Source organism: Escherichia sp. E4930 (genome assembly GCF_005845405.1).
GTDB lineage: Bacteria > Pseudomonadota > Gammaproteobacteria > Enterobacterales > Enterobacteriaceae > Escherichia.
Map to the genome: position 1 here is coordinate 459,446 of NZ_VCDZ01000007.1, position 25,040 is coordinate 484,485.

Consider the following 25,040-nt stretch of genomic DNA (forward strand, 5'->3'; position numbering starts at 1 on the left):
TCTTATTGCCCCTTATTGCGCCTGCCAGAGAATGACAGCCGCCGTTACCAGCAAGTTGATCAGCGTCAGCGGCAGGCAGATTTTCCAGCCGAAGGACATTACCTGGTCATAACGCGGACGCGGTAACGACGCACGAATCAAAATGAACATCATCATAAAGAACGCGGTTTTCAGCGCGAACCAGATGAATGGCGGTAACAACGGGCCTTGCCAGCCACCGAAGAACAGCGTCACCATCAGTGCAGAGATGGTCACAATCCCGATGTACTCACCCACGAAGAACAGACCGAACTTCATACCGGAATATTCAATGTGGTAACCATCCGCCAGTTCCTGCTCGGCTTCCGGCTGGTCAAACGGGTGACGGTGACACACCGCCACGCCCGCGATGGCAAAGGTAATAAAACCAAAGAATTGCGGGATGACGTTCCACACATGCGCCTGGCTGTTGACGATGTCGGTCATGTTGAATGAACCGGCCTGCGCCACCACGCCCATCAGGGAAAGCCCGAGGAACACTTCGTAGCTCAGGGTCTGCGCAGAAGCACGCATCGCACCGAGCAGCGAGTATTTGTTGTTACTTGACCAGCCCGCAAACAGCACCGCGTAAACCGCCAGACCTGCCATCATCAGGAAGAACAAAATCCCGATGTTCAGGTCGGCAACCACCCAACCCGGACTGACTGGCACAATTGCAAAGGCCAGCAGCAGCGAGGTAAAGGCAATCATCGGTGCCAGGGTAAAGATGACGCGATCCGAGAATTTCGGGATCCAGTCTTCTTTAAAGAACATTTTGATCATGTCCGCAACCAGCTGGAGCGAACCGCCCCAGCCAACACGGTTAGGTCCGTAACGGTTCTGGAACAGACCCAGCAGGCGACGTTCGCCAAAGCTCATGAATGCCCCACAGGTGACAACCACCAGCAGGATCACCACCGCTTTGAGGATGGTCAGCAGGATCTCAATCAGTTCCGGTGATAACCAACTCATTGTTGTGCCTCCTTGAGATCCTCAAGATGCGCGCCGGCCAGCACCGGAGCAATGCCGGACATACCCATCGGCAAGCCCACCTGCCCTGCCGTCAGCCCTTCGGCGATTTCAACCGGCAGCGTGACCGTGTTGCCATCGTAACTAAAGGAGACGCGTGTCCCCGCATTCACGCCCAACTTCGCGGCATCCGCTGGGTTGAGTTTGATGTACGGTTGCGGCATACGGCTCTGGAAGACCGGAGCACGCTGTGACAATTCATCGCTGCCAAACAGGTGGTAGTACGGCGCGATACGCCATTTCCCGTCCTGCGGCTGGAAGCGTGCCGGTACACTGGTGAAGTAATCCAGACCATTTTCGCTGGTTTCAAACAGACGCACGCCCGGATCGCCAAAGCGCAGTTTGCCGCCCACTTCGTCCTGGAATTTGTTCCACGCCTGCGGGGAGTTCCAGCCCGGCGCCCAGGCAAACGGCACTTGCGAACGGTGCGCGGTCGGCTGGTTGTTACCTTCCATCGAGAAGGTGAACATGGTGTCAATATCCTGCGGCTGACGCGGCTCATGAACGCTGATGTTGGCGCGCATGGCGGTACGACCGCTGTAACGGTGCGGCTCACGGGCCAGTTTCTGCCCACGAATGCGGAATGTCGCATCCGGTGCAGCATCTTTGATACCTGCCAGTTCCGGGATTTTCGCCACAACGGCGTCAATCACGTGGTCGAGCTGCGTCCAGTCCACTTCACGGCTCAGCAGGGTGCTGTGCAGCGAGTGTAACCAGCGCCAGCTTTCCAGCATGACAGTTTTGCTGTCGTAATAGGACGGGTCGTAAACCTGGAAGAAACGTTGGGCGCGGCCTTCATTATTAATTACCGTACCGTCGCTTTCAGCAAAGCTGGCGGCGGAAAGCACCAGATGGGCGTTTTCCATGATCGCTGTGCGTTGATGGTCAACCACCATCACCAGCGGCGCTTTAGCCAGCGCAGCATTCACGCGGGTAGCGGAAGCGTGACGATGCAGATCGTTTTCCAGCACAACCACCGCGTCGGCGCGTCCGGTTTCCAGTTCGGTTAACGCTTCTTCAAGCGATCCACCGCCCATAATGCCCAGCCCCATGCTGTTTACAGAACGGGCAATCATGGTGATACCGACGTCAGCGCCGCGACCTTTCAGGGCTTTCGCCACGTTAGCCGCAGCCTGAATCACTTCAGCGCTACCGGCGTTCGTCCCGGAGATAATCAACGGTTTCTTCGCACCAGCCAGTGCCTGCACGATGACGTCGATTTTGCTTTGCAGCTGAGGTTCGATACCGTCAACCGCTGGCGCGGAGTTGTCCAGCGCATGGGCGATGGCAAAACCTAAACGCGCCTGATCTTCAACCGGTGCGCGGTAAGTCCACGCCGCGATATCATCCAGACGGGTGTCATCAACGTTGGTAACAAACAGCGGATGCTTAGCACGTTGACCGATGTTGAGGATTGCCGCAATCTGCCAGTCAGCCACTTTCTGTGCTGCCGCCATTTCGCGTGCTTTTCCTTTCACCGCCTGACGCACCGCCAGCGCGACACGCGCGCCGGTCTGGGTAACGTCTTCGCCCAGTACCAGTACCGCATCGTAAGATTCGATTTCGCGCAGTGCCGGAGTATAAATGCCGCCTTCACGCAGCACTTTCAGCGCCAGTTGCAGACGCTCCTGCTCACCGTGAGCGATACCGGTATAGAAGTTTTCTTCGCCCACCAGCTCACGCAGCGCAAAGTTACTTTCCACGCTGGCACGGGGAGAACCAATGCCGATCACTTTCTTCGACTGACGCAGTATATCTGCTGCGCCCTGCATTGCCTGTTCAGCGTTGAGGGTAATGAAATCATCGCCACGACGCTGTACTGGCTGACGCGGACGATCTTTCAGGTTGACGTAGCCGTAACCGAAACGACCACGGTCGCAGAGGAAATAGTGGTTTACCGTACCGTTGTAACGGTTTTCAATACGACGCAGTTCGCCATAACGCTCGCCGGGGCTGATGTTACAGCCGATGGAACATTGCTGGCAGATGCTCGGCGCAAACTGCATATCCCATTTACGGTTGTAACGCTCGGAGTGCGTTTTGTCGGTAAATACGCCGGTCGGGCAAATTTCGACCAGGTTACCGGAAAATTCGCTTTCCAGCGTGCCGTCTTCCGGGCGACCGAAGTAGACGTTGTCGTGCGCACCGTAAACGCCCAGGTCCGTGCCGTCAGCGTAATCTTTGTAGTAACGCACGCAGCGGTAGCAGGCGATGCAGCGGTTCATTTCGTGAGAGATGAACGGCCCTAAATCCTGATTACGGTGGGTACGTTTGGTGAAACGGTAGCGACGGAAGGTATGCCCGGTCATCACGGTCATATCCTGAAGATGGCAGTTACCGCCTTCTTCACATACCGGACAGTCGTGCGGGTGGTTGGTCATTAACCACTCGACCACACTTTCACGGAACTGTTTCGCTTCTTCGTCGTCAATGGAAATAAAGGTGCCATCGGAAGCCGGTGTCATACAGGACATCACCAGGCGACCACGCGTGTCTTCCGCGTTTTGGTATTGCTTCACCGCACACTGGCGGCAAGCACCGACGCTTCCCAGCGCCGGATGCCAGCAAAAGTAAGGAATATCAAGGCCCAGAGACAGACAAGCTTCCAGCAGGTTGTCCGCTCCGTTGACCTCGTATTCTTTGCCGTCTACATGAATTGTAGCCATTAGCATGCTTCCAGTTTTCTCAGTCAGAGACTGAGCGTTAATCGAAATTCGGTTACCAGCGCTCTTTCAGCAGGTTCGGCTGAATCCCATTAATCAAATGGGTATTGCTGAACGGCTGTTTGATTCCCGCCTCAAATTCTTCGCGGAAATATTTGATGGCGCTCTGTAACGGCTCCACTGCACCAGGTGCGTGGGCACAGAAAGTTTTACCCGGGCCTAAGAATCGACACAGTTGCTCAAGTGTTTCGATATCTCCCGGCTGACCTTCGCCACGCTCCAGCGCACGCAGAATTTTCACGCTCCACGGCAGACCGTCGCGGCACGGCGTACACCAGCCGCAGGACTCTCGGGCGAAAAACTCTTCCAGGTTACGCACCAGCGACACCATGTTGATCTCATGGTCAACCGCCATCGCCAGTGCTGTACCCAGACGGCTGCCCGCTTTACCGATACTTTCGAATTCCATCGGCAGGTCAAGGTGCGCTTCGGTCAGGAAGTCAGTCCCCGCGCCGCCTGGCTGCCAGGCTTTGAATTTCAGACCGTCACGCATACCACCGGCGTAATCTTCGAGGATCTCGCGTGCGGTGGTGCCAAACGGCAGTTCCCACAGGCCCGGATTTTTCACCCGACCGGAGAAGCCCATCAGCTTGGTGCCAGCATCTTTACTTTTCGAGATGTTCTGATACCACTCCACGCCGTTAGCGAGGATCGCCGGAACGTTACACAGGGTTTCGACGTTGTTGACACAGGTCGGTTTGCCCCATGCACCGGAGGTTGCCGGGAAAGGTGGCTTCGAGCGCGGGTTAGCGCGACGCCCTTCCAGGGAGTTGATTAACGCTGTTTCTTCGCCGCAGATGTAGCGCCCTGCCCCGGTATGGACGAACAGTTCGAAATCGAAACCTGTTCCCATAATGTTTTTGCCAAGCAGACCCGCTTCGGTGGCTTCGGCAATGGCACGGCGCAGATTCACTGCCGCTTCGATATACTCGCCACGCAGGAAGATGTAGCCACGGTAAGCTTTCAGCGCAAACGCGGAGATGAGCATACCTTCCACCAGCAGGTGCGGCAGTTGCTCCATCAGCAGGCGGTCTTTATAGGTGCCCGGCTCCATTTCATCGGCGTTACACAGCAGGTAACGGATGTTCATGGATTCGTCTTTCGGCATCAGGCTCCATTTCAGGCCAGTCGAGAAGCCCGCGCCGCCGCGCCCTTTCAGACCAGCGTCTTTGACCTGATTAACGATTTCGTCCGGAGAAAGCCCAGTCAGCGCCTTACGCGCGCCTTCGTAACCGTTTTTGCTGCGGTATTCATCCAGCCACACTGGCTGTTTGTCATCGCGCAGACGCCAGGTCAGCGGATGCGTTTCGGGAGTACGGATAATGTTTTTCATTTATACCGCTCCAGCAGTTCAGGGATCGCTTCCGGGGTCAGATGCGCGTGAGTGTCCTCATCGATCATCATGTTTGGCCCTTTATCACAGTTCCCCAGGCAGCAAGTTGGCAGCAGCGTAAAGCGGCCATCAAATGTCGTTTGCCCTGGTTTGATGTTCAGCTTTTTCTCGAGCGCCGCCTGAATACCCTGGTAACCGTTGATATGACAGACCACGCTGTCGCAATAACGGATCACATGGCGGCCTACCGGCTGGCGGAAGATCTGGCTATAGAACGTTGCCACACCTTCGACATCGCTCGCCGGAATACCCAGCACATCGGCGATCGCGTGGATCGCGCCATCCGGCACCCAGCCACGCTGCTTCTGAACGATTTTCAGCGCTTCAATGGACGCCGCACGCGGGTCTTCGTAGTGGTGCATCTCGTGCTCAATCGCTTCACGCTCTGCCGCACTCAGCTCAAAAGCCTCGGTTTGTGGTTGTTGATTCTCGTGCATAATTAGCGGTCCACATCTGACATAACAAAATCGATACTGCCCAGATAAACAATCAGGTCAGACACCAGGCTGCCGCGGATCGCCGCCGGAATTTGCTGCAAATGCGCATAACTCGGCGTACGGATACGGGTGCGATAACTCATGGTGCTACCGTCGCTGGTCAGGTAGTAACTATTGATCCCTTTAGTCGCCTCAATCATCTGGAAGGATTCATTGGCAGGCATCACCGGACCCCACGACACTTGCAGGAAGTGGGTGATCAGGGTTTCGATATGTTGCAGCGTGCGCTCTTTCGGCGGCGGCGTGGTCAGCGGGTGATCCGCTTTGAACGGGCCTTCCGGCATGTTGTTGAGGCACTGCTCAAGAATGCGCAGACTCTGGCGCAGCTCTTCCACTTTCAGCATTACGCGGGTGTAGCAGTCAGAAACACCACCACCCACCGGGATTTCAAAGTCGAAGTTTTCATAGCCAGAATAAGGACGCGCCTTACGCACGTCGAAGTCGATCCCGGTAGCACGCAGGCCAGCACCGGTGGTGCCCCACTCCAGCGCCTCTTTCGCGCCATAGGCGGCAACGCCCTGGGAACGACCTTTCAGAATGGTGTTTTGCAGCGCCGCTTTCTCGTAAGACGCCAGACGTTTCGGCATCCAGTCGAGGAACTCACGCAGCAGACGATCCCAGCCACGCGGCAGGTCGTGCGCTACGCCGCCAATACGGAACCACGCCGGGTGCATACGGAAACCAGTGATTGCTTCCACCAGATCGTAAATTTTCTGACGATCGGTAAAGGCGAAGAACACGGGCGTCATTGCGCCGACGTCCTGAATAAAGGTCGAGATATACAGCAGGTGACTGTTGATGCGGAACAGTTCGGAGAGCATTACGCGAATGACGTTAACGCGATCCGGCACGGTGATCCCAGCCAGTTTCTCTACCGCCAGCACATAAGGCATTTCGTTAACGCAGCCGCCGAGGTATTCGATACGGTCGGTATACGGAATGTAGCTGTGCCAGGACTGGCGTTCGCCCATTTTCTCCGCACCACGGTGGTGGTAGCCGATGTCTGGTACGCAGTCGACAATCTCTTCGCCATCGAGTTGCAAAACGATACGGAAAGCCCCGTGCGCCGACGGGTGGTTCGGACCGAGGTTGAGGAACATGAAGTCCTCGTTTTCGGTGCCGCGCTTCATCCCCCACTCTTCCGGTTTGAAGGTCAGGGCTTCCATCTCCAGATCCTGTTTGGCTTTGGTCAGCTCAAACGGCGAGAATTCGGTAGCGCGCGCCGGGTAATCTTTACGCAGCGGGTGACCTTTCCAGGTTTGCGGCATCATGATGCGGCGCAGGTTCGGGTGACCGTCGAAAGTAATGCCAAACAGATCCCAGGTTTCACGCTCATACCAGTTAGCGTTCGGGAACAGTTTGGTAAAGGTCGGTACGTGCAGGTCGTTTTCTGCCAGCGCCACCTTCAGCATGATGTCGCGGTTACGATCGATAGAAATCAGATGGTAGAAAACGGAAAAATCCGCGGCAGGTAACCCTTCGCGGTGTGTGCGCAGACGTTCGTCCATGCCGTGTAAGTCAAACAGCATGACGTAAGGTTTCGGCAGTTTCTTTAAGAAATCGCCAACTTCCAGTAATTGTTCACGCTTGATCCACACAACGGGAACCCCGGTGCGAGTCGCCTGAACAGTAAAGGCATCCGGCCCAAAACGGTTGCGCAGTTCGCCAATCACCGGATCATCAAGATGATCGCGGGTCTGCCAGGCGGGTTCTTGCGCGGTTAAGTCGGTCATATTGTTCACCATTGCAAATGGTCCGTGGTGACTGTCGGCGCAGTAAGCTTCGCGAAATAGATTTAGGAATAAGCGAAGAAAAATCCCTTTGCCGACAGGCGCAAATTAAATCTCGTCAGGTGTACGCAGGTTGGTTACGGCAATGCGTTCGCCGCGCTTGCGTTCGCGCTCTGATTGCATATTGGCGCGATAAACGCCTTGATCGCCAACCACCCAGGAGAGCGGACGACGTTCTTTGCCGATAGATTCCTGCAACAGCATCAGTGCCTGCATGTACGCTTCAGGACGCGGCGGGCAGCCCGGGATATACACATCAACCGGGATGAATTTATCGACGCCCTGCACGACGGAATAAATATCGTACATACCGCCGGAGTTGGCACAGGCACCCATTGAGATAACCCATTTTGGTTCCAGCATCTGGTCATACAGACGCTGAATAACCGGTGCCATTTTGGTAAAGCAAGTTCCTGCAACCACCATCAGGTCAGCCTGACGCGGCGAAGCACGCAATACTTCTGCGCCAAAACGCGCCACGTCATGCACCGCGGTAAACGAAGTCACCATCTCAACGTAACAGCAGGAAAGACCGAAGTTATACGGCCAAATTGAGTTTTTACGACCCCAGTTAACCATGTCATTGAGCTTGCCCATAAACACGTTTTTGTTAACTTCTTGCTCCAGAGGGTCGGTTACGATCTCCTGCTTTTGCAGGGGGTAACGGTCGTTCTCACCGTTGGGATCTATGCGGGTGAGCGTATAATCCATCTTAATGCCTCGCGGTTAGCGTTGACGATTAGCGATACTGTTCGTTTCCGGGTTCATACGCTCGCGGCGTGAACGCGCGGGCGTCCAGTCCAGCGCGCCAATACGCACCAGATAAACCAGACCTGCCAGTAACACAAAAATAAAAATTGCAGCTTCCACAAAGCCTACCCAGCCGCTTTCGCGGATAGAGGTTGACCATGCGAACAGATACAGCGCTTCAACGTCGAAGATAACGAAGAACATGGCCACCAGATAAAATTTGGCGGACAGGCGTAAGCGGGCGGAGCCGACCGAGTCGATACCGGATTCAAACGGCACGTTTTTTGACCTCGCGCGTGCGCGACCGCCCAAAAACCAACCGCCTACCAGCATCAGGCAACACAGGCCAATGGCAACGATAAGAAAGATAGCGAATGCCCAGTGATGAGCGATGACTTCAGTGGATGTTGACATACTCATTGCTTACTCATCAAAAGTAGCGCCAGATTCACTGCTCTTCACGGCAGATGGACGCCACATCGATTCATGGGGAGGAATAAAAAAAACCTTACAACTACTGTAGTAACAACTTTATACAGTGAATTGATGTGGTCTTTTACCCCTTTCTATAACCTTTTGTCAACTTTAACAAAAGTTTCTTCACATTAATTTACATAATACCAACAACCCTTGCATTTAATGCTCTTCATCCCAGATCATTGACGACTCCAGGAAAATTAGATGTTGTTGAATCGTGTCCGTTGTGAAGCAATGGAAAAAATACGGGTCTATTTTGACAGGAATTTGTGTCGATTCCTCCCCCTAAAAGAGAGTATTTTCTTGATCTGTGACACGCTTTTGTTAATCCATAACAAAAATACAGCAACAAATTCACGTATTTTTTAACATCATTGTAGCAGGAGATTTTTATTCGGCGATTTTTTGTTCGCGCGTATAGAGAATAGCGGGCGGTTGAAAAATGAACACTTTTATTCAATATCCAGAAAAGTCGTTATCATTTATTGTAAAAAAAAGCCACTGACGTTCAAAAAAACATCAGCGGCTTGTTTTTACAAATGTGGTTATCTGGTACCAGACAATTATTCGTAATCGCCTTCAATTAACAGAGAATCATCCCCTTCATGGGTACCTATCGTGCTGAACTGCCATGGATTCTGATAACTCTCCATTGCCTGGTATATCACCTGGGCCAGTTCATTACCGCTGGACGGATCATAGCAGAGCAAATATTCGGTATCTGGCAGTGGTGGTAAACCGTCCACAGCACTCAAGACGCGCAGGTCCGGACTCATCATCTCAACCGGCCTGGCCGTTACACCCAATCCCGCTTTCACGGCAGCACGAACCGCCGGCAACGTGGAGGCGACATAAGCCAGACGCCATGGAATATCTGCTTTATTGAGTGTTGCCAGAACCATATCGCGGAACGGACTAGGATCATCCAGCAACACCAGAGGGATCGGCTCGCCTTTTTGCAATACATATTCCGCAGCGCAATACCAGTGCGTTGGAGAAGTTCTCAGGTTCAACGCCTTAAAGGTACCAGGACGATTTGTGGTAACCATTAAATCCACTTCCTGGGACTTCAGCATATCTGCCATATAGGCATTACGCTTAACGCGGACATCCAGCGCAAGTTTCGGATAAACCGAACTCACGCGATTAAGCAGGAAAGGTAAGATCGTATCAGCAGATTCATCTGAAGCGCCGATTGTTAACACGCCCTGAAGATTACTGAACATCAATGATGAGCAAGCTTCATCATTAAAACGCAGGATCTTCCTGGCATAGCCAAGAAGCTGAATGCCATGTTCAGTTAACAGTTTGTTACGACCATGCCGAGCGAACAGTTCTTTCCCAACGAGTTGTTCAAGACGTTGCATTTGCTGACTAACAGCGGACTGAGTACGACACACGGCGGCAGCTGCGGCAGCAAAAGTGTTCAGATCGGCAACAGCAACAAATGTTCTCAGCAGATCGAGGTCGAGGTTAATTATCGGACGATTTGCACTTATCATATATTATCACTTACTGGCGGCTCATACTGAGCTGGTTAATGCTGTGCACACACAAACAAGCAATTCCATTTGTAATGTGCCTCCCTGGCAGTTTCATCCGGAAGTCTGGATGAAAGTTAAAATGCATATGAGTTGCACTAATAAGAACGACTCACATTGTTCCGTTATAATGCCTGAAGTAGTTCACAGAATATATCTTCAGGAATCGCATATCTATTAAGTTACTCACTCTTTTCTATTTATGACATGCGAGTGTTTGTGTAAATGTAAATGTTGTTCCTTGTTCCACTACTAGCAAAGCGGCGCCAACCCAGCGTGAACACGCATAAGCGGCGATGATTTGTCTGCATCAAAAGTGGGGCTTCCGTCATTTAAGCGAGCATTTTACCCTAAAACCCATTTATTTATAAGGGCCATTGCGAATTATCTGATGCAAAGTTATGTTATGTTAGGCAAAGTAATCTTCTATTATTAATAAGCACAACAAAACCTTTTTGAATATTAAATAATAATTAATTAGCACACCCTGCATTCATTAATTCCGCTTAACAATAGTTTCGCACGTCATCACCTATACGACACTTCGGCGATCACTACTCTGTTAATGTTTCACTTATAATGAAAATATCATGAATATGTTATGTTCGCGATTTCTTAAATCAAAGGAAATTCGCACATTTATCTACCAGACAAAAAACTATGCATTAGATTAATACTTAGAATAAATCACTACAAAACACAAATCATTAAGCATATGCATCTCAATATTTAACGATTATTAAGTTATTAACAGCACATTCCCTCCTTTTACGCTCGCAAAATCTTGTTCTGCAGAACTTCAAAACACCGCCTCGGGGGAGTACATTGTTCTAAGCTGACTTCCACGGCAGGGAGTGGCGATAACAGCAAAAAAGGTCAAGATTCATGTCACCCATTGAAAAATCCAGCAAGTTAGAGAATGTCTGTTATGACATCCGTGGTCCGGTGCTGAAAGAAGCAAAACGCCTGGAAGAAGAAGGTAACAAGGTATTGAAACTGAACATTGGCAACCCAGCCCCGTTCGGTTTTGACGCTCCTGATGAGATCCTGGTTGACGTGATACGCAACCTCCCGACCGCTCAGGGCTATTGTGATTCAAAAGGCCTCTACTCTGCGCGTAAGGCCATCATGCAGCACTATCAGGCGCGAGGCATGCGTGATGTTACCGTGGAAGACATTTACATCGGCAATGGTGTATCGGAGCTTATCGTTCAGGCAATGCAGGCCTTGCTGAACAGCGGGGATGAAATGTTGGTTCCTGCACCTGATTACCCACTATGGACCGCGGCGGTTTCGCTCTCCAGCGGTAAAGCAGTGCACTACCTTTGTGACGAGTCCTCTGACTGGTTCCCGGACCTTGATGATATTCGCGCTAAAATTACGCCTCGTACGCGCGGTATCGTTATTATCAACCCGAACAACCCTACCGGCGCGGTTTATTCCAAAGAGCTTTTAATGGAAATTGTGGAGATTGCGCGTCAGCATAATCTCATTATCTTCGCCGATGAAATTTACGACAAAATTCTCTACGACGACGCCGAGCATCACTCGATTGCGGCGATGGCGCCTGACCTGCTGACCATTACCTTTAACGGTCTGTCGAAAACGTATCGTGTGGCAGGCTTCCGTCAGGGCTGGATGGTGCTGAACGGGCCGAAAAAACACGCCAAAGGCTACATCGAAGGTCTGGAGATGCTGGCCTCAATGCGACTTTGCGCCAACGTTCCCGCACAACACGCGATTCAGACCGCATTGGGCGGCTATCAGAGTATCAGTGAATTTATCTTACCAGGCGGGCGTCTTTACGAGCAGCGTAATCGCGCATGGGAATTGATTAACGACATTCCAGGCGTTTCCTGCGTGAAGCCACGCGGCGCGCTGTACATGTTCCCAAAAATCGACGCCAAACGTTTTAATATTCACGACGACCAGAAGATGGTGCTGGACTTCCTGTTACAGGAAAAAGTCCTGCTGGTTCAGGGGACGGCTTTTAACTGGCCGTGGCCGGATCACTTCCGCATAGTTACGCTGCCGCGCGTTGATGATATCGAACTGTCATTAAGTAAATTCGCTCGTTTCCTTTCTGGCTATCATCAGCTGTAATCTTAAATTCACTGCCGGAGATTGCATCCGGCAGTGTTATCCCCCCACAATGATCTCATGAAGTCATCACACGCAAGGTCGTTATGAAGCAGAGCCATTTTTTTGCCCATCTCTCCCGTCTGAAACTCATTAACCGCTGGCCGTTAATGCGCAATGTACGGACAGAAAATGTGTCTGAGCACAGTTTGCAGGTGGCGATGGTCGCCCATGCGCTGGCTGCCATTAAAAACCGTAAGTTTGGCGGAAATGTCAACGCTGAACGCATCGCTCTGCTGGCGATGTACCACGATGCCTCTGAAGTGCTCACCGGCGATCTCCCTACCCCTGTGAAATATTTCAACTCGCAAATCGCTCAGGAATACAAAGCCATTGAAAAAATCGCCCAACAAAAGCTGGTCGATATGGTTCCGGAGGAGTTGCAGGATATTTTCGCGCCATTAATCGATGAAAATGCGTATAGCGATGAAGAAAAGTCGCTGGTGAAACAGGCTGATGCACTTTGTGCCTATCTGAAATGTCTGGAAGAGCTCGCAGCCGGAAATAATGAATTTTTGCTGGCAAAAACGCGGCTGGAAGCGACGCTTGAAACGCGCCGCAGCCAGGAGATGGACTACTTCATTGAGGTCTTTGTTCCCAGCTTCCATCTTTCGCTCGATGAGATTAGCCAGGATTCGCCACTGTAAGCAGCCAGATACCAGCCGACGCAGCCTGATAAGACGCGCCAGCGTCGCATCAGGCTCTCGTTAAAACGGAAACAGCATCGGAATCATCACCACGCAAACCGCCATCACAATAACGGTGAACGGTACTCCCAGCTTCACAAAATCACTAAAGCTGTAATTTCCCGGCCCTAAAACCAACGTGTTAACCGGTGAGGAAACTGGCGTCATAAAGGCGGCGGATGCTGCCATCGCCACCACCATGGCAAATGGATACGGCGAGACGCCCATTGTTTTAGCCGCGGCCAGCGCAATCGGCGCCATCAACACAGCCGTTGCCGTATTCGAAATAAACAAACCAATCACCGCCGACAAGACAAACAAACAGCCAAGCATCATATGTGGCCCGTAACCGCCGCCGATGTCCATTAACCCTTTCACCGCCAGCGCGACACCGCCTGTTTTCTGTAGCGCCACCGCGAACGGCATCATCCCAACGATCAAAATAATGCTCGGCCAGTGAATGGATTTATAGGCGCTTTCAGCATCGATACAGCGGAATTTCCCCATCAGCAGGCAGGCAATGATGGCCGCGATGGGATTAGGGATTTCATCAGTCAGCATTAACGCCACCATCAACACCAGACAGAAAATGGCATGGGGTGCCTGACTGTGCGCAGGCGATGCTTCACTCACCTCTTCCGGTAAGTTCAGCGCCACGAAGTCGCGGCCCTGTTTTGCCAGCATACCGATAAGCTTCCAGTTACCGACGACCAGAATGATATCGCCCAGCAGCAGAGGCTCATCCGCCAGCGAACCTTCCAGCGCCACGCCATTGCGTTTCAGGCCCACCACATTCAGTCCGTAGCGCGTACGAAAGCCAATTTCGCGCACCGACTTACCAATCAACTCAGACTCAGGAATTAATGAAATCTCCGCCATGCCAACATCAAGGGCTTGATCGGAAAAATACTCGCCGCGCAGCACCATCGGTTCCAGCAATTGTTCACTGCAAAATTGTCGGAGATCGACATCAGCCGCAGACATATCAATAAGCAAAACGTCACGCGCCCGGAATTCAGAAACCCCGTTCACGTTCACAATAACGCGACGAAAACGCCGCCAGCGTTCAACACCGATGACGTTAGCGCCATAACGTTCACGTAATTTGAGATCGTCCAGTCGCTGGCCAATCATCGGCGAACCGGGACGAACAGGCGCGACGCGCGCGCCCGGTAAGTCGGTATTCACGGATAAGATCGCGGAAGGTACGACGCGTCCAGCCTTCGCGCTGCGGGGTCTGGGTATCCCCTTTCAGCATGAAACGCATCACTAACATATACAAGATGCCCAGCACCAGTACGACCAGGCCGATGGGGGTTACGCTAAAGAAACTAAAACCATGATAGCCTTCACGCAGCAATTCACTGTTAATCACCAGGTTAGGTGGCGTCGCCACCAGCGTCATCATGCCGCTGATCAGCCCGGCAAAACTCAACGGCATCATCAGGCGCGACGGCGACGTTTGCATGCGCATAGCGACGCTTAACACCACAGGGATAAAGATAGCGACGACGCCCGTTGAACTCATAAACGCGCCAAGGCCCGCAACGGTCAACATCAACAAAACCAACATTTTGATTTCACTGTTGCCTGCCACTTTAACCAGCCATGTCCCCATTACAGTGGCGACGCCCGTGCGGACTAAACCATCGCCAATAATAAACAAGGCGGCGATCAGTACCACGTTAGGATCGGAAAAACCGGAAAACACTTCAGGGACGGTCAGCGTACCGCTTAATGCAAACGCAACAATGACAAACAAAGCGACCGCATCCATACGCACTCTGCCAGTCGCAAACAAGACGATGGCAACCGCCAGTAATGAAAGAACCCAGATCAATTCACCGTTCACAACGTATCCTTGTTAATTGAGGGGGATGGCCTGATTCTGCCACAAAAAAGCCCCGTCGGGACGGGGCTAAATCATGATCTGGCGTTTCACGCAATAATAACGTCACCATTTGGCTGTTTGATCACAGTAATTTGTTCCAGACTATGGAGGACCAAATCTACCTCATTCAGACGCGGGGTATCAGCCGGTGAGTTAACCGCAATGACATGACACCCCGCGGCCAGGCCTGAAAGCACGCCAGCGGGAGCATCCTCCACCACCACACATTCCTGCGGCGCAAGGCCCAACAGTTGTGCACCTAACAGATATGCATCCGGCTCTGGTTTTCCACGTTTAACCCGCTCTGCGGTAACAAACACTTCCGGCGCGGGAAGTCCGGCGACTTTGTGACGTGCTCGCGCAACAGGCATGGAACCAGAAGTGACAATGGCCCACGGAATCCCTGCTTTATTCAAATGATTGAGTAAAGCTATCGCCCCTGGGAGTGCGGTAATACCTTCGGTTTCCGTGGCCTCGATTTGTTCCAGACGGGTAAACTCGGCGGCAATTTCCGTCTCCGATTTGCCCATCATGAAATGGCGCAGAGACGTAATCGCCTGTTTACCATGAATAAACGCCAGCACATCTTCCGGTGCTAGCCCATGACGTCTGGCCCAGTTGCTCCACGCCCGCTCTACCGCGGGCAGAGAATCCACCAGCGTTCCATCCAGATCAAACAGAAAACCTTTACACCGCACGCGGGCCTCCTCAGGCGTTGATGATTTGGTTAATTTCGTTAGCGCTCAGGTGATACTGACGCGGGCAGGCATGCCAGACATTCAACATGCGCAGATATTTCTCCCACATTGGCGTCTGGGCATTAAAGCCGTGAGTTCCGGCATCAAAATGGGTGTAACGCCCTTCAACGTTAACCATAAAGCGGACATATCCGAGATAACGCGCTTCGGTGGCGGCGTCAAAGCCGAGGAAGGTGACACGACGTTCATCGATGGATTGCTGGTCCTGTAAATTAGACCAGGAAACATGCAGCGCGTGATACATCTCCATAATGTCGATGATAGTGCGGCAGGTTTCTTCTTTCAGCTCGCCAAACTCGCGATCCAGTTCGCGCATTTGTAAACCATAACCACGCTCAATGATTGTTTGCAGGCGACGGTAACGTTCAGCATTTGCCGGATCGAGCATAGTCATCATTTTGTACTGGTTAGACAAAATAAGACGTTGCGCGTTGGTCATTTCCATTGTTGACTCCTGTATCACTCTACTACGGTGAAAAAAAAGAAGGCCGATGTCTGCCTTCTTTTATATGCGTAATCAGGGGTCAATTACAAATCATCAAGGAAAGTTTTATCCAGTTGTTTGAAGGCGCGCTTAAGCGTGTCAGCTAATGCCTGGTAATCAGGCTTGCCTTCAACAGGTGCCAGCACCTGTCCAGACTCCTGCAATTTACCGCGAACTTCATAAAACCAGTTGAGGATTGCAGGTGGTAGTGGCGTTACAGAACGCTTGCCCAGCCACCACAGTCCCTGCATGGGTAAGCTTAGGGCGAACAACGCAGTGGCGACTGCCGGACCAAGCTGACCGCCCAGCGCAATCTGCCAGCAGAGAGTAAACACGGCGATCGGCGGCATAAAGCGGATCGCATAGCGCGTCATCTTAATGACTCGATTCTCAACAAAGACCGGGGCAAGGCGTTTTTCCAGCGGCCACGTCTTTGAGTAATGCTGTCCCCGGCGAAACAAGCTAAAAAAATTAACAGAACGATTATCCGGCGTTGACATGCTTCACCTCAACTTCACATATAAAGATTCAAAAATTTGTGCAAATTCACAACTCAGCGGGACAACGTTCAAAACATTTTGTCTTCCGTACCCACAATCAGGTATCCTTTAGCAGCCTGAAATGGCCGAGTAGTACATATTCATTGAGTCGTCAAATTCATAAACATTATGCCATTGGCTGAAAATTACGCAAAATGGCATAGACTCAAGATATTTCTTCCATCATGCAAAAAAAATTTGCAGTGCATGATGTTAATCATAAATGTCGGTGTCATCATGCGCTACGCTCTATGGCTCCCTGACGTTTTTTTAGCCACGTATCAATTATAGGTACTTCCATGTCGAGTAAGTTAGTACTGGTTCTGAACTGCGGTAGTTCTTCACTGAAATTTGCAATCATCGATGCAGCGAATGGTGAAGAGTACCTTTCTGGTTTAGCCGAATGTTTCCACCTGCCTGAAGCACGTATCAAATGGAAAATGGACGGCAATAAACAAGAAGCGGCTTTAGGTGCAGGCGCCGCTCACAGCGAAGCGCTCAACTTTATCGTTAATACTATTCTGGCACAAAAACCAGAACTGTCTGCGCAGCTGACCGCTATCGGTCACCGTATCGTACACGGCGGTGAGAAGTATACCAGCTCCGTAGTGATCGACGAGTCTGTTATTCAGGGTATCAAAGATGCAGCTTCTTTTGCACCGCTGCACAACCCGGCTCACCTGATCGGTATCGAAGAAGCACTGAAATCTTTCCCGCAGTTGAAAGATAAAAACGTTGCTGTATTTGACACGGCGTTCCACCAGACTATGCCGGAAGAGTCTTACCTCTATGCCCTGCCGTACAACCTGTACAAAGAGCACGGCATCCGTCGTTACGGCGCGCACGGCACCAGCCACTTCTATGTAACCCAGGAAGCGGCAAAAATGCTGAACAAACCGGTAGAAGAACTGAACATCATCACCTGCCACCTGGGCAACGGTGGTTCCGTTTCTGCTATCCGTAACGGCAAATGCGTTGATACCTCTATGGGTCTGACTCCGCTGGAAGGTCTGGTAATGGGTACTCGTTCTGGTGACATCGATCCGGCGATCATTTTCCACCTGCACGACACCCTCGGCATGAGCGTTGATGCCATCAACAAACTGCTGACCAAAGAGTCTGGCCTGCTGGGTCTGACCGAAGTGACCAGCGACTGCCGCTATGTTGAAGATAACTACGCGACGAAAGAAGACGCGAAGCGCGCAATGGACGTTTACTGCCACCGCCTGGCGAAATACATCGGTGCATACACCGCGCTGATGGATGGTCGTCTGGACGCTGTTGTATTCACCGGTGGTATCGGTGAAAACGCTGCGATGGTTCGTGAACTGTCTCTGGGCAAACTGGGCGTGCTGGGCTTTGAAGTTGATCGCGAACGCAACCTGGCTGCACGTTTCGGCAAATCTGGTTTCATCAACAAAGAAGGTACCCGTCCTGCGGTGGTTATCCCAACCAACGAAGAACTGGTCATCGCGCAAGACGCGAGCCGCCTGACTGCCTGATTTCACACCGCCAGCCCAGCTGGCGGTGCTGTTTTGTAACCCGCCAACCGGCGGTAACGAAAGAGGATAAACCGTGTCCCGTATTATTATGCTGATCCCTACCGGAACCAGCGTCGGTCTGACCAGCGTCAGCCTCGGCGTGATCCGTGCAATGGAACGCAAAGGCGTTCGTCTGAGCGTTTTCAAACCTATTGCTCAGCCGCGTACCGGTGGCGATGCGCCCGATCAGACAACGACTATCGTGCGTGCGAGCTCTTCCACCACGACAGCCGCCGAACCGCTGAAAATGAGCTACGTTGAAGGTCTGCTTTCCAGCAATAAAAAAGATGTGCTGATGGAAGAGATCGTCGCGAACTACCACGCTAACACCAAAGACGCTGAAGTGGTTCTGGTTGAAGGTCTGGTACCGACACGTAAACACCAGTTTGCCCAGTCTCTGAACTACGAAATCGCCAAAACGCTGAACGCGGAAATCGTCTTCGTTATGTCTCAGGGCACCGACACCCCGGAACAGCTGAAAGAGCGTATCGAACTGACTCGCAACAGCTTCGGTGGTGCCAAAAACACCAACATCACTGGCGTTATCGTTAACAAACTGAACGCACCGGTTGATGAACAGGGTCGTACTCGCCCGGATCTGTCCGAGATTTTCGACGACTCTTCCAAAGCTAAAATCAACAATGTTGATCCGGCGAAGCTGCAAGAATCCAGCCCGCTGCCGGTTCTCGGCGCTGTGCCGTGGAGCTTTGATCTGATCGCGACTCGTGCTATCGATATGGCACGCCACCTGAACGCCACCATCATCAACGAAGGCGACATCAACACTCGCCGCGTGAAATCTGTCACTTTCTGCGCACGCAGCATTCCACACATGCTGGAGCACTTCCGTGCAGGTTCTCTGCTGGTAACTTCCGCAGACCGTCCTGACGTACTGGTTGCCGCTTGCCTTGCTGCCATGAACGGCGTAGAAATCGGCGCCCTGCTGCTGACTGGCGGCTACGAAATGGACGCGCGCATTTCTAAACTGTGCGAACGCGCTTTCGCTACCGGCCTGCCGGTATTCATGGTAAACACCAACACCTGGCAGACTTCTCTGAGCCTGCAGAGCTTCAACCTGGAAGTTCCGGTTGACGATCACGAGCGCATCGAGAAAGTTCAGGAATACGTTGCTAACTACATCAACGCTGACTGGATTGACTCTCTGACTGCCACTTCCGAGCGCAGCCGTCGTCTGTCTCCGCCTGCGTTCCGTTATCAGCTGACCGAACTGGCGCGCAAAGCGGGCAAACGTATCGTTCTGCCGGAAGGCGACGAACCGCGTACCGTTAAAGCAGCCGCCATCTGTGCTGAACGTGGTATCGCAACTTGCGTACTGTTGGGTAACCCGGCAGAGATCAACCGAGTTGCAGCGTCTCAAGGCGTAGAACTGGGCGCAGGCATTGAAATCGTTGATCCAGAAGTGGTTCGCGAAAAATATGTTGCTCGTCTGGTCGAACTGCGTAAGAACAAAGGCATGACCGAAACTGTTGCCCGCGAACAGCTGGAAGACAACGTGGTTCTCGGTACCCTGATGCTGGAACAGGATGAAGTTGATGGTCTGGTTTCCGGTGCTGTTCACACCACCGCAAACACCATCCGTCCGCCGCTGCAGCTGATCAAAACTGCACCGGGTAGCTCTCTGGTATCTTCCGTGTTCTTCATGCTGCTGCCGGAACAGGTTTACGTTTACGGTGACTGTGCGATCAACCCGGATCCGACCGCAGAACAGCTGGCTGAAATCGCCATCCAGTCCGCGGATTCCGCTGCTGCCTTCGGTATCGAACCGCGCGTGGCTATGCTCTCCTACTCCACCGGTACTTCTGGTGCAGGTAGCGACGTAGAGAAAGTTCGCGAAGCAACTCGTCTGGCGCAGGAAAAACGTCCTGACCTGATGATCGACGGCCCGCTGCAGTACGACGCTGCGGTAATGGCTGACGTTGCGAAATCTAAAGCGCCGAACTCTCCGGTTGCAGGTCGCGCTACCGTGTTCATCTTCCCGGATCTGAACACCGGTAACACCACCTACAAAGCGGTACAGCGTTCTGCCGACCTGATCTCCATCGGGCCGATGCTGCAGGGTATGCGCAAACCGGTTAACGACCTGTCCCGTGGCGCACTGGTTGACGATATCGTCTACACCATCGCGCTGACTGCGATTCAGTCTGCACAGCAGCAGTAATCTCGTCATAATCCGCAGCCTTACTGCTGCGGATATCAGAACCGGAAATAGCCACTATTTCCGGTTTTTTATTCTCTTAATTTGCATTACTCCTTTCTGATTATCTTGCTTAACTGCGCTGCATCAATGAATTGCGTCATCTCACTTTGCATACTTACCACTTTGTCTTGTGCAAGGGAAAATTTGCGCTATGTCAGCAATCACTGAATCCAAACCAACCAGAAGATGGGCAATGCCCGATACTCTGGTGATTATCTTTTTTGTTGCTATTTTAACCAGTCTCGCCACCTGGGTTGTTCCGGTGGGAATGTTTGACAGTCAGGAAGTGCAATATCAGGTTGATGGTCAGACAAAAACACGCAAGGTTGTAGACCCTCACTCATTTCGCATTCTGACCAACGAGGCGGGCGAACCAGAGTATCACCGCGTGCAACTGTTCTCGACGGGCGATGAACGTCCCGGCCTGATGAACTTCCCGTTTGAAGGGCTAACCTCTGGCTCGAAATATGGGACCGCCGTTGGCATCATCATGTTTATGCTGGTGATTGGCGGCGCGTTTGGCATCGTGATGCGTACAGGAACTATTGATAACGGCATCCTGGCGCTTATCCGCCACACACGAGGGAATGAAATTCTTTTCATTCCGGCGTTATTTATTCTCTTTTCACTCGGCGGTGCGGTATTTGGCATGGGGGAAGAGGCAGTCGCCTTTGCCATCATCATCGCGCCACTCATGGTACGGCTGGGTTATGACAGTATCACCACCGTCCTGGTAACCTATATCGCTACGCAAATCGGTTTTGCCAGCTCGTGGATGAACCCGTTCTGCGTGGTCGTCGCCCAGGGGATCGCTGGTGTTCCGGTGCTTTCTGGCTCCGGTTTGCGCATCGTGGTATGGGTAATCTCTACTCTGATTGGCCTGGTCTTCACCATGGTGTACGCCTCACGGGTGAAAAAGAATCCTCTGTTGTCACGCGTTCATGAGTCCGATCGTTTCTTCCGCGAAAAACAGGCGGATGTCGAACAGCGCCCATTTACCTTTGGTGACTGGCTGGTATTAATTGTTTTAACCGCCGTCATGATCTGGGTGATTTGGGGCGTTATCGTCAATGCCTGGTTTATTCCTGAAATTGCCAGCCAGTTCTTCGCTATGGGTCTGGTAATTGGCATCATCGGCGTTGTCTTCCGTCTGAATGGTATGACGGTAAACACCATGGCTTCATCATTTACCGAAGGCGCGCGAATGATGATAGCCCCCGCCCTGCTGGTTGGTTTCGCCAAAGGGATTTTGCTGCTGGTAGGTAACGGCGAAGCCGGTGATGCCAGCGTACTGAATACCATCCTCAACAGCATTGCCAATGCCATTAGCGGCCTTGATAACGCGGTCGCGGCGTGGTTCATGCTGCTCTTCCAGGCGGTATTTAATTTCTTCGTGACATCCGGTTCGGGCCAGGCCGCGTTAACCATGCCGTTACTGGCACCGCTTGGCGATCTGGTCGGCGTTAACCGTCAGGTTACCGTGCTGGCCTTCCAGTTTGGCGATGGCTTCAGTCATATCATTTACCCGACCTCGGCTTCGTTAATGGCTACGCTCGGTGTTTGCCGGGTGGACTTCCGTAACTGGATAAAAGTGGGGGCAACACTGCTTGGACTGCTGTTTATTATGTCCAGCGTGGTGGTGATAGGCGCCCAGTTGATGGGCTACCATTAAAAACGTTAAGAGCCGCGATTGCGGCTCTTAGATTGATGACAACGGAAAAATTGCCTGATGCGCTACGCTTATCATGCCTACATGGCCCATGCAATATATTGAATTTGCACTATTTTGTAGGCCGGATAAGGCATTTACGCCACATCCGGCATAAACAAAGCGCACTTTGTCTACAACCTGAGAGCCGCAACTGCGGCTCTTTTTTTCATTCTGCCGTTTCAGTCTCTACGGCTTCATTGTTGGCATTGCGCTTCATCCACAACGCCAAAGCTTTTAGCGAGTCTGGAGTGAACTCATCGCAACGAGCGGTGATTTCTTCTGGCGTCAGCCAGCAGACCTCGCTGACTTCATCTTCCTGAAGGGCGAAGGGACCGTGAGAAACACAGCTGAACAACGCGCCCCAGACACGGCAATTTTTGTCTTCAAAATAGAACTGTCCGTGCTCGGCAAAGGGGACACCGGCAATGCCCAACTCTTCTTCCGCTTCGCGACGTGCGGATTCCAGCAGTTGTTCATCAGCCTGGACCACACCACCAGCAGTAGCATCTAACATGCCGGGTAAAAAGTCTTTTGTCTCGGTACGACGCTGGACCAGAATTTTGCCCATACCATCATGCACGACGATGTAAGTTGCACGATGACGCAGACACTGTGCCCGCATTTGTTCCCGGCTGGCTTGTGCAATGACTTCGTTATCTTCATTGACAATATCCACCCATTCAGTACTTGCCAAACGACGCTGTTCCATTATCAGGAAACCTTCTTTTTCTGGCGCTCTTACGGCGCATTTTGAGTTGTTGGGTAAATTACGGATTAATCGCGACCTGCGCAATGATACTTTGATCATTGAGTGCGATTACGCTTAGTACGTCATCTTCGAGCATGCCGTAGCTCGCCAGATTGCCGCCTTTCGGAATGCTAACCGAACCGGGGTTGAAGTGGAAAATTTCCCCCCGCTGCTCCGCCACCGGCAGATGGGTATGACCATACACTAGCACGTCGTTCTGGTTTAACGCCGGCAGATTATCCGGGCCAAACAGATGCCCATGTGTCAGAAACAGGCGCTGTTTTTCCAGCAACACCTGTTGCCATGGCGCGGTCATTGGGAAATGCAGCAGCATTTGGTCCACTTCACTGTCGCAGTTGCCACGTACAGCGATGACTTTATGCGCCACTTCATTCAACCGTTCCGCCACCTTTGCCGGTGCATAGCCCTCCGGTAAAGCATTGCGTGGGCCGTGATTCAGCACGTCGCCAAGAATCACCAGCCACTGCGCGCCGCTTTGGGCAAACAACTCCAGTACACGTTCCGTCGCCGGTAACGACCCATGAATGTCCGATGCAAACATCAGTTTCATCACTCACTCCTCGTCGAAAAAACGTAAGCTATGATACTGGATTCTGTCGCTGCTATCAGCCAGATTGCTTTGCTGAAAGTGCAATAAAACGCTGAACTGAAGCCCGCTGCCACTGGAATGCCGCATAATCCACCAGACGCTCCGGCACCTCATCGCCGTGCAGCACCAGACGATTAATCATTAGCGCTAAATCAGTGTCGGCAATGCACCACTCGCCAAACAAATTAGGCTGGTTATGCGTCAGTAAATGTTCTGCCATTGCGAACAGTTTCTGCGCGCTGGCTTTTCCCTCCGCCGTTAGCGGAGCTTTTTTTGCGCCAGCAAAAACGACATCCGTAGAACGCTCTTCACGCAGAGGCATCAGGTCGCTTCTCAGCCATGCCTGAATCTGCCGTGCACGCGCCCGGTTTTGCAGATCTAATGGATAAATGCGTTCCCAGGTCGGCGGCGCAAAACGGTCTTCCAGATATTCCGCTATGGCAGAGGATTCACTCAACTCAAAATCATCAATCTGTAACAAAGGCACGCGGCGTGTCTGCCCGTAACCTTGCCACGTCGGCTGTAAATGTTCACCGCTGGCAAGGTCGATAGTCTTTATATGAAAAGGTAGTCCTTTCTCCTGCAACGCCACCCAGGCAGATAACACGTAGGGGGAGAAAAAATGGGCATCTGACCAAAGCGTGATAGCGGGTTTACTCATTATATCCTCGGCGATAAAGGGGCTTGCTCTCAAACTATAGAGCCTTTTTGTCACAGTTACTTGATGAAAACTCACGCGAGTCTCCGGGGTTTCTATACTTGAGATGTTCAGATTATTAGACAACCGGAGCTGCAATGATCGATCTCTATTTCGCCCCAACACCGAATGGTCACAAAATTACGTTGTTTCTCGAAGAGGCGGGACTGGATTATCGTTTAATCAAGGTTGACCTGGGGAAAGGCAGTCAGTTTCGCCCGGAGTTTTTGCGCATATCGCCGAACAATAAGATTCCGGCAATTGTTGATCATTCACCGACTGACGGCGGCGAGCCGTTAAACCTCTTTGAGTCAGGTGCAATTTTGTTGTATCTGGCAGAGAAAACGGGACTATTTTTAAGTCACGACCCGCGTGAGCGCGCCACCACCTTACAATGGTTATTCTGGCAGGTTGGCGGCCTGGGGCCAATGCTCGGACAGAATCATCATTTTAATCATGCTGCGCCACAGACTATTCCTTACGCTATTGAACGTTATCAGGTTGAAACCCAGCGTCTGTATCACGTACTCAATAAGCGCCTGGAAAACGCCCCCTGGCTTGGCGGCGAAGATTACAGCATTGCAGATATTGCCTGTTGGCCGTGGGTAAATGCATATGCTCGTCAGCGGATTGACCTTGCTATGTACCCGGCAGCGAAGAACTGGCATGAGCGGATCCGTTCGCGCCCTGCCACCGGGCAATCACTATTAAAGGCTCAATTGAATGATGAGATCTCAGATAGTTAACTGAGAAAGGTTCTCGTGTATTATTCCTGTCTAAGTAAAACAACAGGGAACCTG

At 52.0% G+C, this 25,040-nt stretch carries 20 protein-coding genes and 2 pseudogenes; 6 read left to right on the top strand and 16 right to left on the bottom strand.

Annotation, left to right across the window (positions count from 1 at the left end; translation table 11 throughout):
* Window positions 1–12: 12 nt before the first annotated feature.
* From nuoH to lrhA, 8 genes are all read right to left on the bottom strand, one after another.
* A complete protein-coding gene (nuoH, locus tag FFT88_RS12395; protein WP_000118685.1) occupies window positions 13–990 on the bottom strand; it encodes an NADH-quinone oxidoreductase subunit NuoH in 978 nt (325 codons plus the stop codon).
* On the bottom strand, window positions 987–3,713 hold the full coding sequence (gene nuoG / locus FFT88_RS12400) for an NADH-quinone oxidoreductase subunit NuoG (protein WP_130257462.1): 2,727 nt from the start codon (window positions 3,711–3,713) through the stop codon (window positions 987–989). The genes nuoH and nuoG overlap by 4 nt, the downstream gene beginning before the upstream one ends.
* Before the next feature lie 52 nt (window positions 3,714–3,765).
* A complete protein-coding gene (nuoF, locus tag FFT88_RS12405; protein WP_000789500.1) occupies window positions 3,766–5,103 on the bottom strand; it encodes an NADH-quinone oxidoreductase subunit NuoF in 1,338 nt (445 codons plus the stop codon).
* Window positions 5,100–5,600 carry an NADH-quinone oxidoreductase subunit NuoE gene (gene nuoE, locus FFT88_RS12410; protein ID WP_000545042.1) on the bottom strand — a complete coding sequence of 167 codons (501 nt, stop codon included), beginning with the start codon at window positions 5,598–5,600 and terminating at the stop codon, window positions 5,100–5,102. The genes nuoF and nuoE overlap by 4 nt, the downstream gene beginning before the upstream one ends.
* A gap of 2 nt (window positions 5,601–5,602) precedes the next feature.
* A complete protein-coding gene (gene nuoC / locus FFT88_RS12415; protein WP_000247878.1) occupies window positions 5,603–7,405 on the bottom strand; it encodes an NADH-quinone oxidoreductase subunit C/D in 1,803 nt (600 codons plus the stop codon).
* A gap of 93 nt (window positions 7,406–7,498) precedes the next feature.
* On the bottom strand, window positions 7,499–8,161 hold the full coding sequence (gene nuoB, locus FFT88_RS12420; protein ID WP_000386733.1) for an NADH-quinone oxidoreductase subunit NuoB: 663 nt from the start codon (window positions 8,159–8,161) through the stop codon (window positions 7,499–7,501).
* A 15-nt stretch (window positions 8,162–8,176) separates the two neighbouring features.
* Window positions 8,177–8,620, bottom strand: a complete 444-nt coding sequence (nuoA, locus tag FFT88_RS12425) for an NADH-quinone oxidoreductase subunit NuoA (RefSeq protein ID WP_000062997.1) — start codon at window positions 8,618–8,620, stop codon at window positions 8,177–8,179.
* A gap of 620 nt (window positions 8,621–9,240) precedes the next feature.
* Complete coding sequence (gene lrhA, locus FFT88_RS12430) at window positions 9,241–10,179, bottom strand: transcriptional regulator LrhA (RefSeq protein ID WP_130216970.1); 939 nt, start codon at window positions 10,177–10,179, stop codon at window positions 9,241–9,243.
* A gap of 924 nt (window positions 10,180–11,103) precedes the next feature.
* Between lrhA and alaA the strand changes: the two genes are divergently transcribed.
* Window positions 11,104–12,321 (top strand): alanine transaminase AlaA, encoded by a 1,218-nt coding sequence (gene alaA, locus FFT88_RS12435; RefSeq protein WP_064526608.1) that lies wholly within the window; start codon window positions 11,104–11,106, stop codon window positions 12,319–12,321.
* 83 nt (window positions 12,322–12,404) lie between these two features.
* Window positions 12,405–13,004 carry a 5'-deoxynucleotidase gene (gene yfbR / locus FFT88_RS12440; RefSeq protein WP_135404733.1) on the top strand — a complete coding sequence of 200 codons (600 nt, stop codon included), beginning with the start codon at window positions 12,405–12,407 and terminating at the stop codon, window positions 13,002–13,004.
* Window positions 13,005–13,064: 60 nt separating this feature from the next.
* Here the strand turns inward: yfbR and FFT88_RS12445 are convergent.
* The 4 genes and pseudogenes from FFT88_RS12445 to yfbV all read right to left on the bottom strand — a co-directional run bounded on the left by FFT88_RS12445 (window position 13,065) and on the right by yfbV (window position 16,676).
* Window positions 13,065–14,895, bottom strand: a pseudogene (locus FFT88_RS12445) (SLC13 family permease).
* A gap of 86 nt (window positions 14,896–14,981) precedes the next feature.
* Entirely contained in the window at window positions 14,982–15,632 is a 651-nt protein-coding gene (gene hxpA / locus FFT88_RS12450) for a hexitol phosphatase HxpA (RefSeq protein WP_130216964.1), read from the bottom strand.
* Between the two features lie 10 nt (window positions 15,633–15,642).
* Window positions 15,643–16,137 carry a YfbU family protein gene (locus FFT88_RS12455; RefSeq protein ID WP_064526599.1) on the bottom strand — a complete coding sequence of 165 codons (495 nt, stop codon included), beginning with the start codon at window positions 16,135–16,137 and terminating at the stop codon, window positions 15,643–15,645.
* An 83-nt stretch (window positions 16,138–16,220) separates the two neighbouring features.
* Window positions 16,221–16,676, bottom strand: a complete 456-nt coding sequence (yfbV, locus tag FFT88_RS12460) for a terminus macrodomain insulation protein YfbV (protein ID WP_000106627.1) — start codon at window positions 16,674–16,676, stop codon at window positions 16,221–16,223.
* A gap of 338 nt (window positions 16,677–17,014) precedes the next feature.
* On the opposite strand from yfbV, the gene ackA reads away from it, so the two are divergent.
* The 3 genes from ackA to yfcC all read left to right on the top strand — a co-directional run bounded on the left by ackA (window position 17,015) and on the right by yfcC (window position 22,146).
* Window positions 17,015–18,217 (top strand): acetate kinase, encoded by a 1,203-nt coding sequence (gene ackA, locus FFT88_RS12465; protein WP_130207228.1) that lies wholly within the window; start codon window positions 17,015–17,017, stop codon window positions 18,215–18,217.
* A 73-nt stretch (window positions 18,218–18,290) separates the two neighbouring features.
* On the top strand, window positions 18,291–20,435 hold the full coding sequence (pta, locus tag FFT88_RS12470) for a phosphate acetyltransferase (protein ID WP_130207230.1): 2,145 nt from the start codon (window positions 18,291–18,293) through the stop codon (window positions 20,433–20,435).
* Window positions 20,436–20,625: 190 nt separating this feature from the next.
* Complete coding sequence (yfcC, locus tag FFT88_RS12475) at window positions 20,626–22,146, top strand: putative basic amino acid antiporter YfcC (protein ID WP_130207232.1); 1,521 nt, start codon at window positions 20,626–20,628, stop codon at window positions 22,144–22,146.
* A gap of 51 nt (window positions 22,147–22,197) precedes the next feature.
* Here the strand turns inward: yfcC and FFT88_RS25845 are convergent.
* The 4 genes and pseudogenes from FFT88_RS25845 to yfcF all read right to left on the bottom strand — a co-directional run.
* Window positions 22,198–22,305 (bottom strand): annotated as a pseudogene (locus FFT88_RS25845) (hypothetical protein); the annotation flags it as partial.
* Window positions 22,306–22,351: 46 nt separating this feature from the next.
* Entirely contained in the window at window positions 22,352–22,894 is a 543-nt protein-coding gene (gene yfcD, locus FFT88_RS12480; protein ID WP_130207234.1) for an NUDIX hydrolase YfcD, read from the bottom strand.
* 58 nt (window positions 22,895–22,952) lie between these two features.
* Complete coding sequence (yfcE, locus tag FFT88_RS12485; RefSeq protein ID WP_064526570.1) at window positions 22,953–23,504, bottom strand: phosphodiesterase; 552 nt, start codon at window positions 23,502–23,504, stop codon at window positions 22,953–22,955.
* Window positions 23,505–23,559: 55 nt separating this feature from the next.
* Window positions 23,560–24,204, bottom strand: a complete 645-nt coding sequence (yfcF, locus tag FFT88_RS12490; protein WP_135404730.1) for a glutathione transferase — start codon at window positions 24,202–24,204, stop codon at window positions 23,560–23,562.
* Between the two features lie 134 nt (window positions 24,205–24,338).
* Here yfcF and yfcG point away from each other — a divergent pair, with 134 nt between their 5' ends.
* The gene (gene yfcG / locus FFT88_RS12495; protein ID WP_135404728.1) at window positions 24,339–24,986 is read left to right on the top strand and encodes a GSH-dependent disulfide bond oxidoreductase; all 648 of its coding nucleotides are present in this window, start codon (window positions 24,339–24,341) and stop codon (window positions 24,984–24,986) included.
* Window positions 24,987–25,040 lie beyond the last annotated feature (54 nt).

Excerpts from the sequence above, each read along its gene's own strand:
- lrhA (WP_130216970.1), bottom strand. The coding sequence starts at position 10,179 with ATGATAAGTGCAAATCGTCCGATAATTAACCTCGACCTCGATCTGCTG.
- yfcC (WP_130207232.1), top strand. The coding sequence starts at position 20,626 with ATGTCAGCAATCACTGAATCCAAACCAACCAGAAGATGGGCAATGCCC.
- yfcE (WP_064526570.1), bottom strand. The coding sequence starts at position 23,504 with ATGAAACTGATGTTTGCATCGGACATTCATGGGTCGTTACCGGCGACG.
- FFT88_RS12455 (WP_064526599.1), bottom strand. The coding sequence starts at position 16,137 with ATGGAAATGACCAACGCGCAACGTCTTATTTTGTCTAACCAGTACAAA.
- yfcG (WP_135404728.1), top strand. The coding sequence starts at position 24,339 with ATGATCGATCTCTATTTCGCCCCAACACCGAATGGTCACAAAATTACG.
- ackA (WP_130207228.1), top strand. The coding sequence starts at position 17,015 with ATGTCGAGTAAGTTAGTACTGGTTCTGAACTGCGGTAGTTCTTCACTG.
- yfbR (WP_135404733.1), top strand. The coding sequence starts at position 12,405 with ATGAAGCAGAGCCATTTTTTTGCCCATCTCTCCCGTCTGAAACTCATT.
- yfcF (WP_135404730.1), bottom strand. The coding sequence starts at position 24,204 with ATGAGTAAACCCGCTATCACGCTTTGGTCAGATGCCCATTTTTTCTCC.
- nuoF (WP_000789500.1), bottom strand. The coding sequence starts at position 5,103 with ATGAAAAACATTATCCGTACTCCCGAAACGCATCCGCTGACCTGGCGT.
- alaA (WP_064526608.1), top strand. The coding sequence starts at position 11,104 with ATGTCACCCATTGAAAAATCCAGCAAGTTAGAGAATGTCTGTTATGAC.
- nuoC (WP_000247878.1), bottom strand. The coding sequence starts at position 7,405 with ATGGTGAACAATATGACCGACTTAACCGCGCAAGAACCCGCCTGGCAG.
- yfcD (WP_130207234.1), bottom strand. The coding sequence starts at position 22,894 with ATGGAACAGCGTCGTTTGGCAAGTACTGAATGGGTGGATATTGTCAAT.
- nuoG (WP_130257462.1), bottom strand. The coding sequence starts at position 3,713 with ATGGCTACAATTCATGTAGACGGCAAAGAATACGAGGTCAACGGAGCG.
- nuoB (WP_000386733.1), bottom strand. The coding sequence starts at position 8,161 with ATGGATTATACGCTCACCCGCATAGATCCCAACGGTGAGAACGACCGT.
- yfbV (WP_000106627.1), bottom strand. The coding sequence starts at position 16,676 with ATGTCAACGCCGGATAATCGTTCTGTTAATTTTTTTAGCTTGTTTCGC.
- nuoE (WP_000545042.1), bottom strand. The coding sequence starts at position 5,600 with ATGCACGAGAATCAACAACCACAAACCGAGGCTTTTGAGCTGAGTGCG.
- nuoH (WP_000118685.1), bottom strand. The coding sequence starts at position 990 with ATGAGTTGGTTATCACCGGAACTGATTGAGATCCTGCTGACCATCCTC.
- nuoA (WP_000062997.1), bottom strand. The coding sequence starts at position 8,620 with ATGAGTATGTCAACATCCACTGAAGTCATCGCTCATCACTGGGCATTC.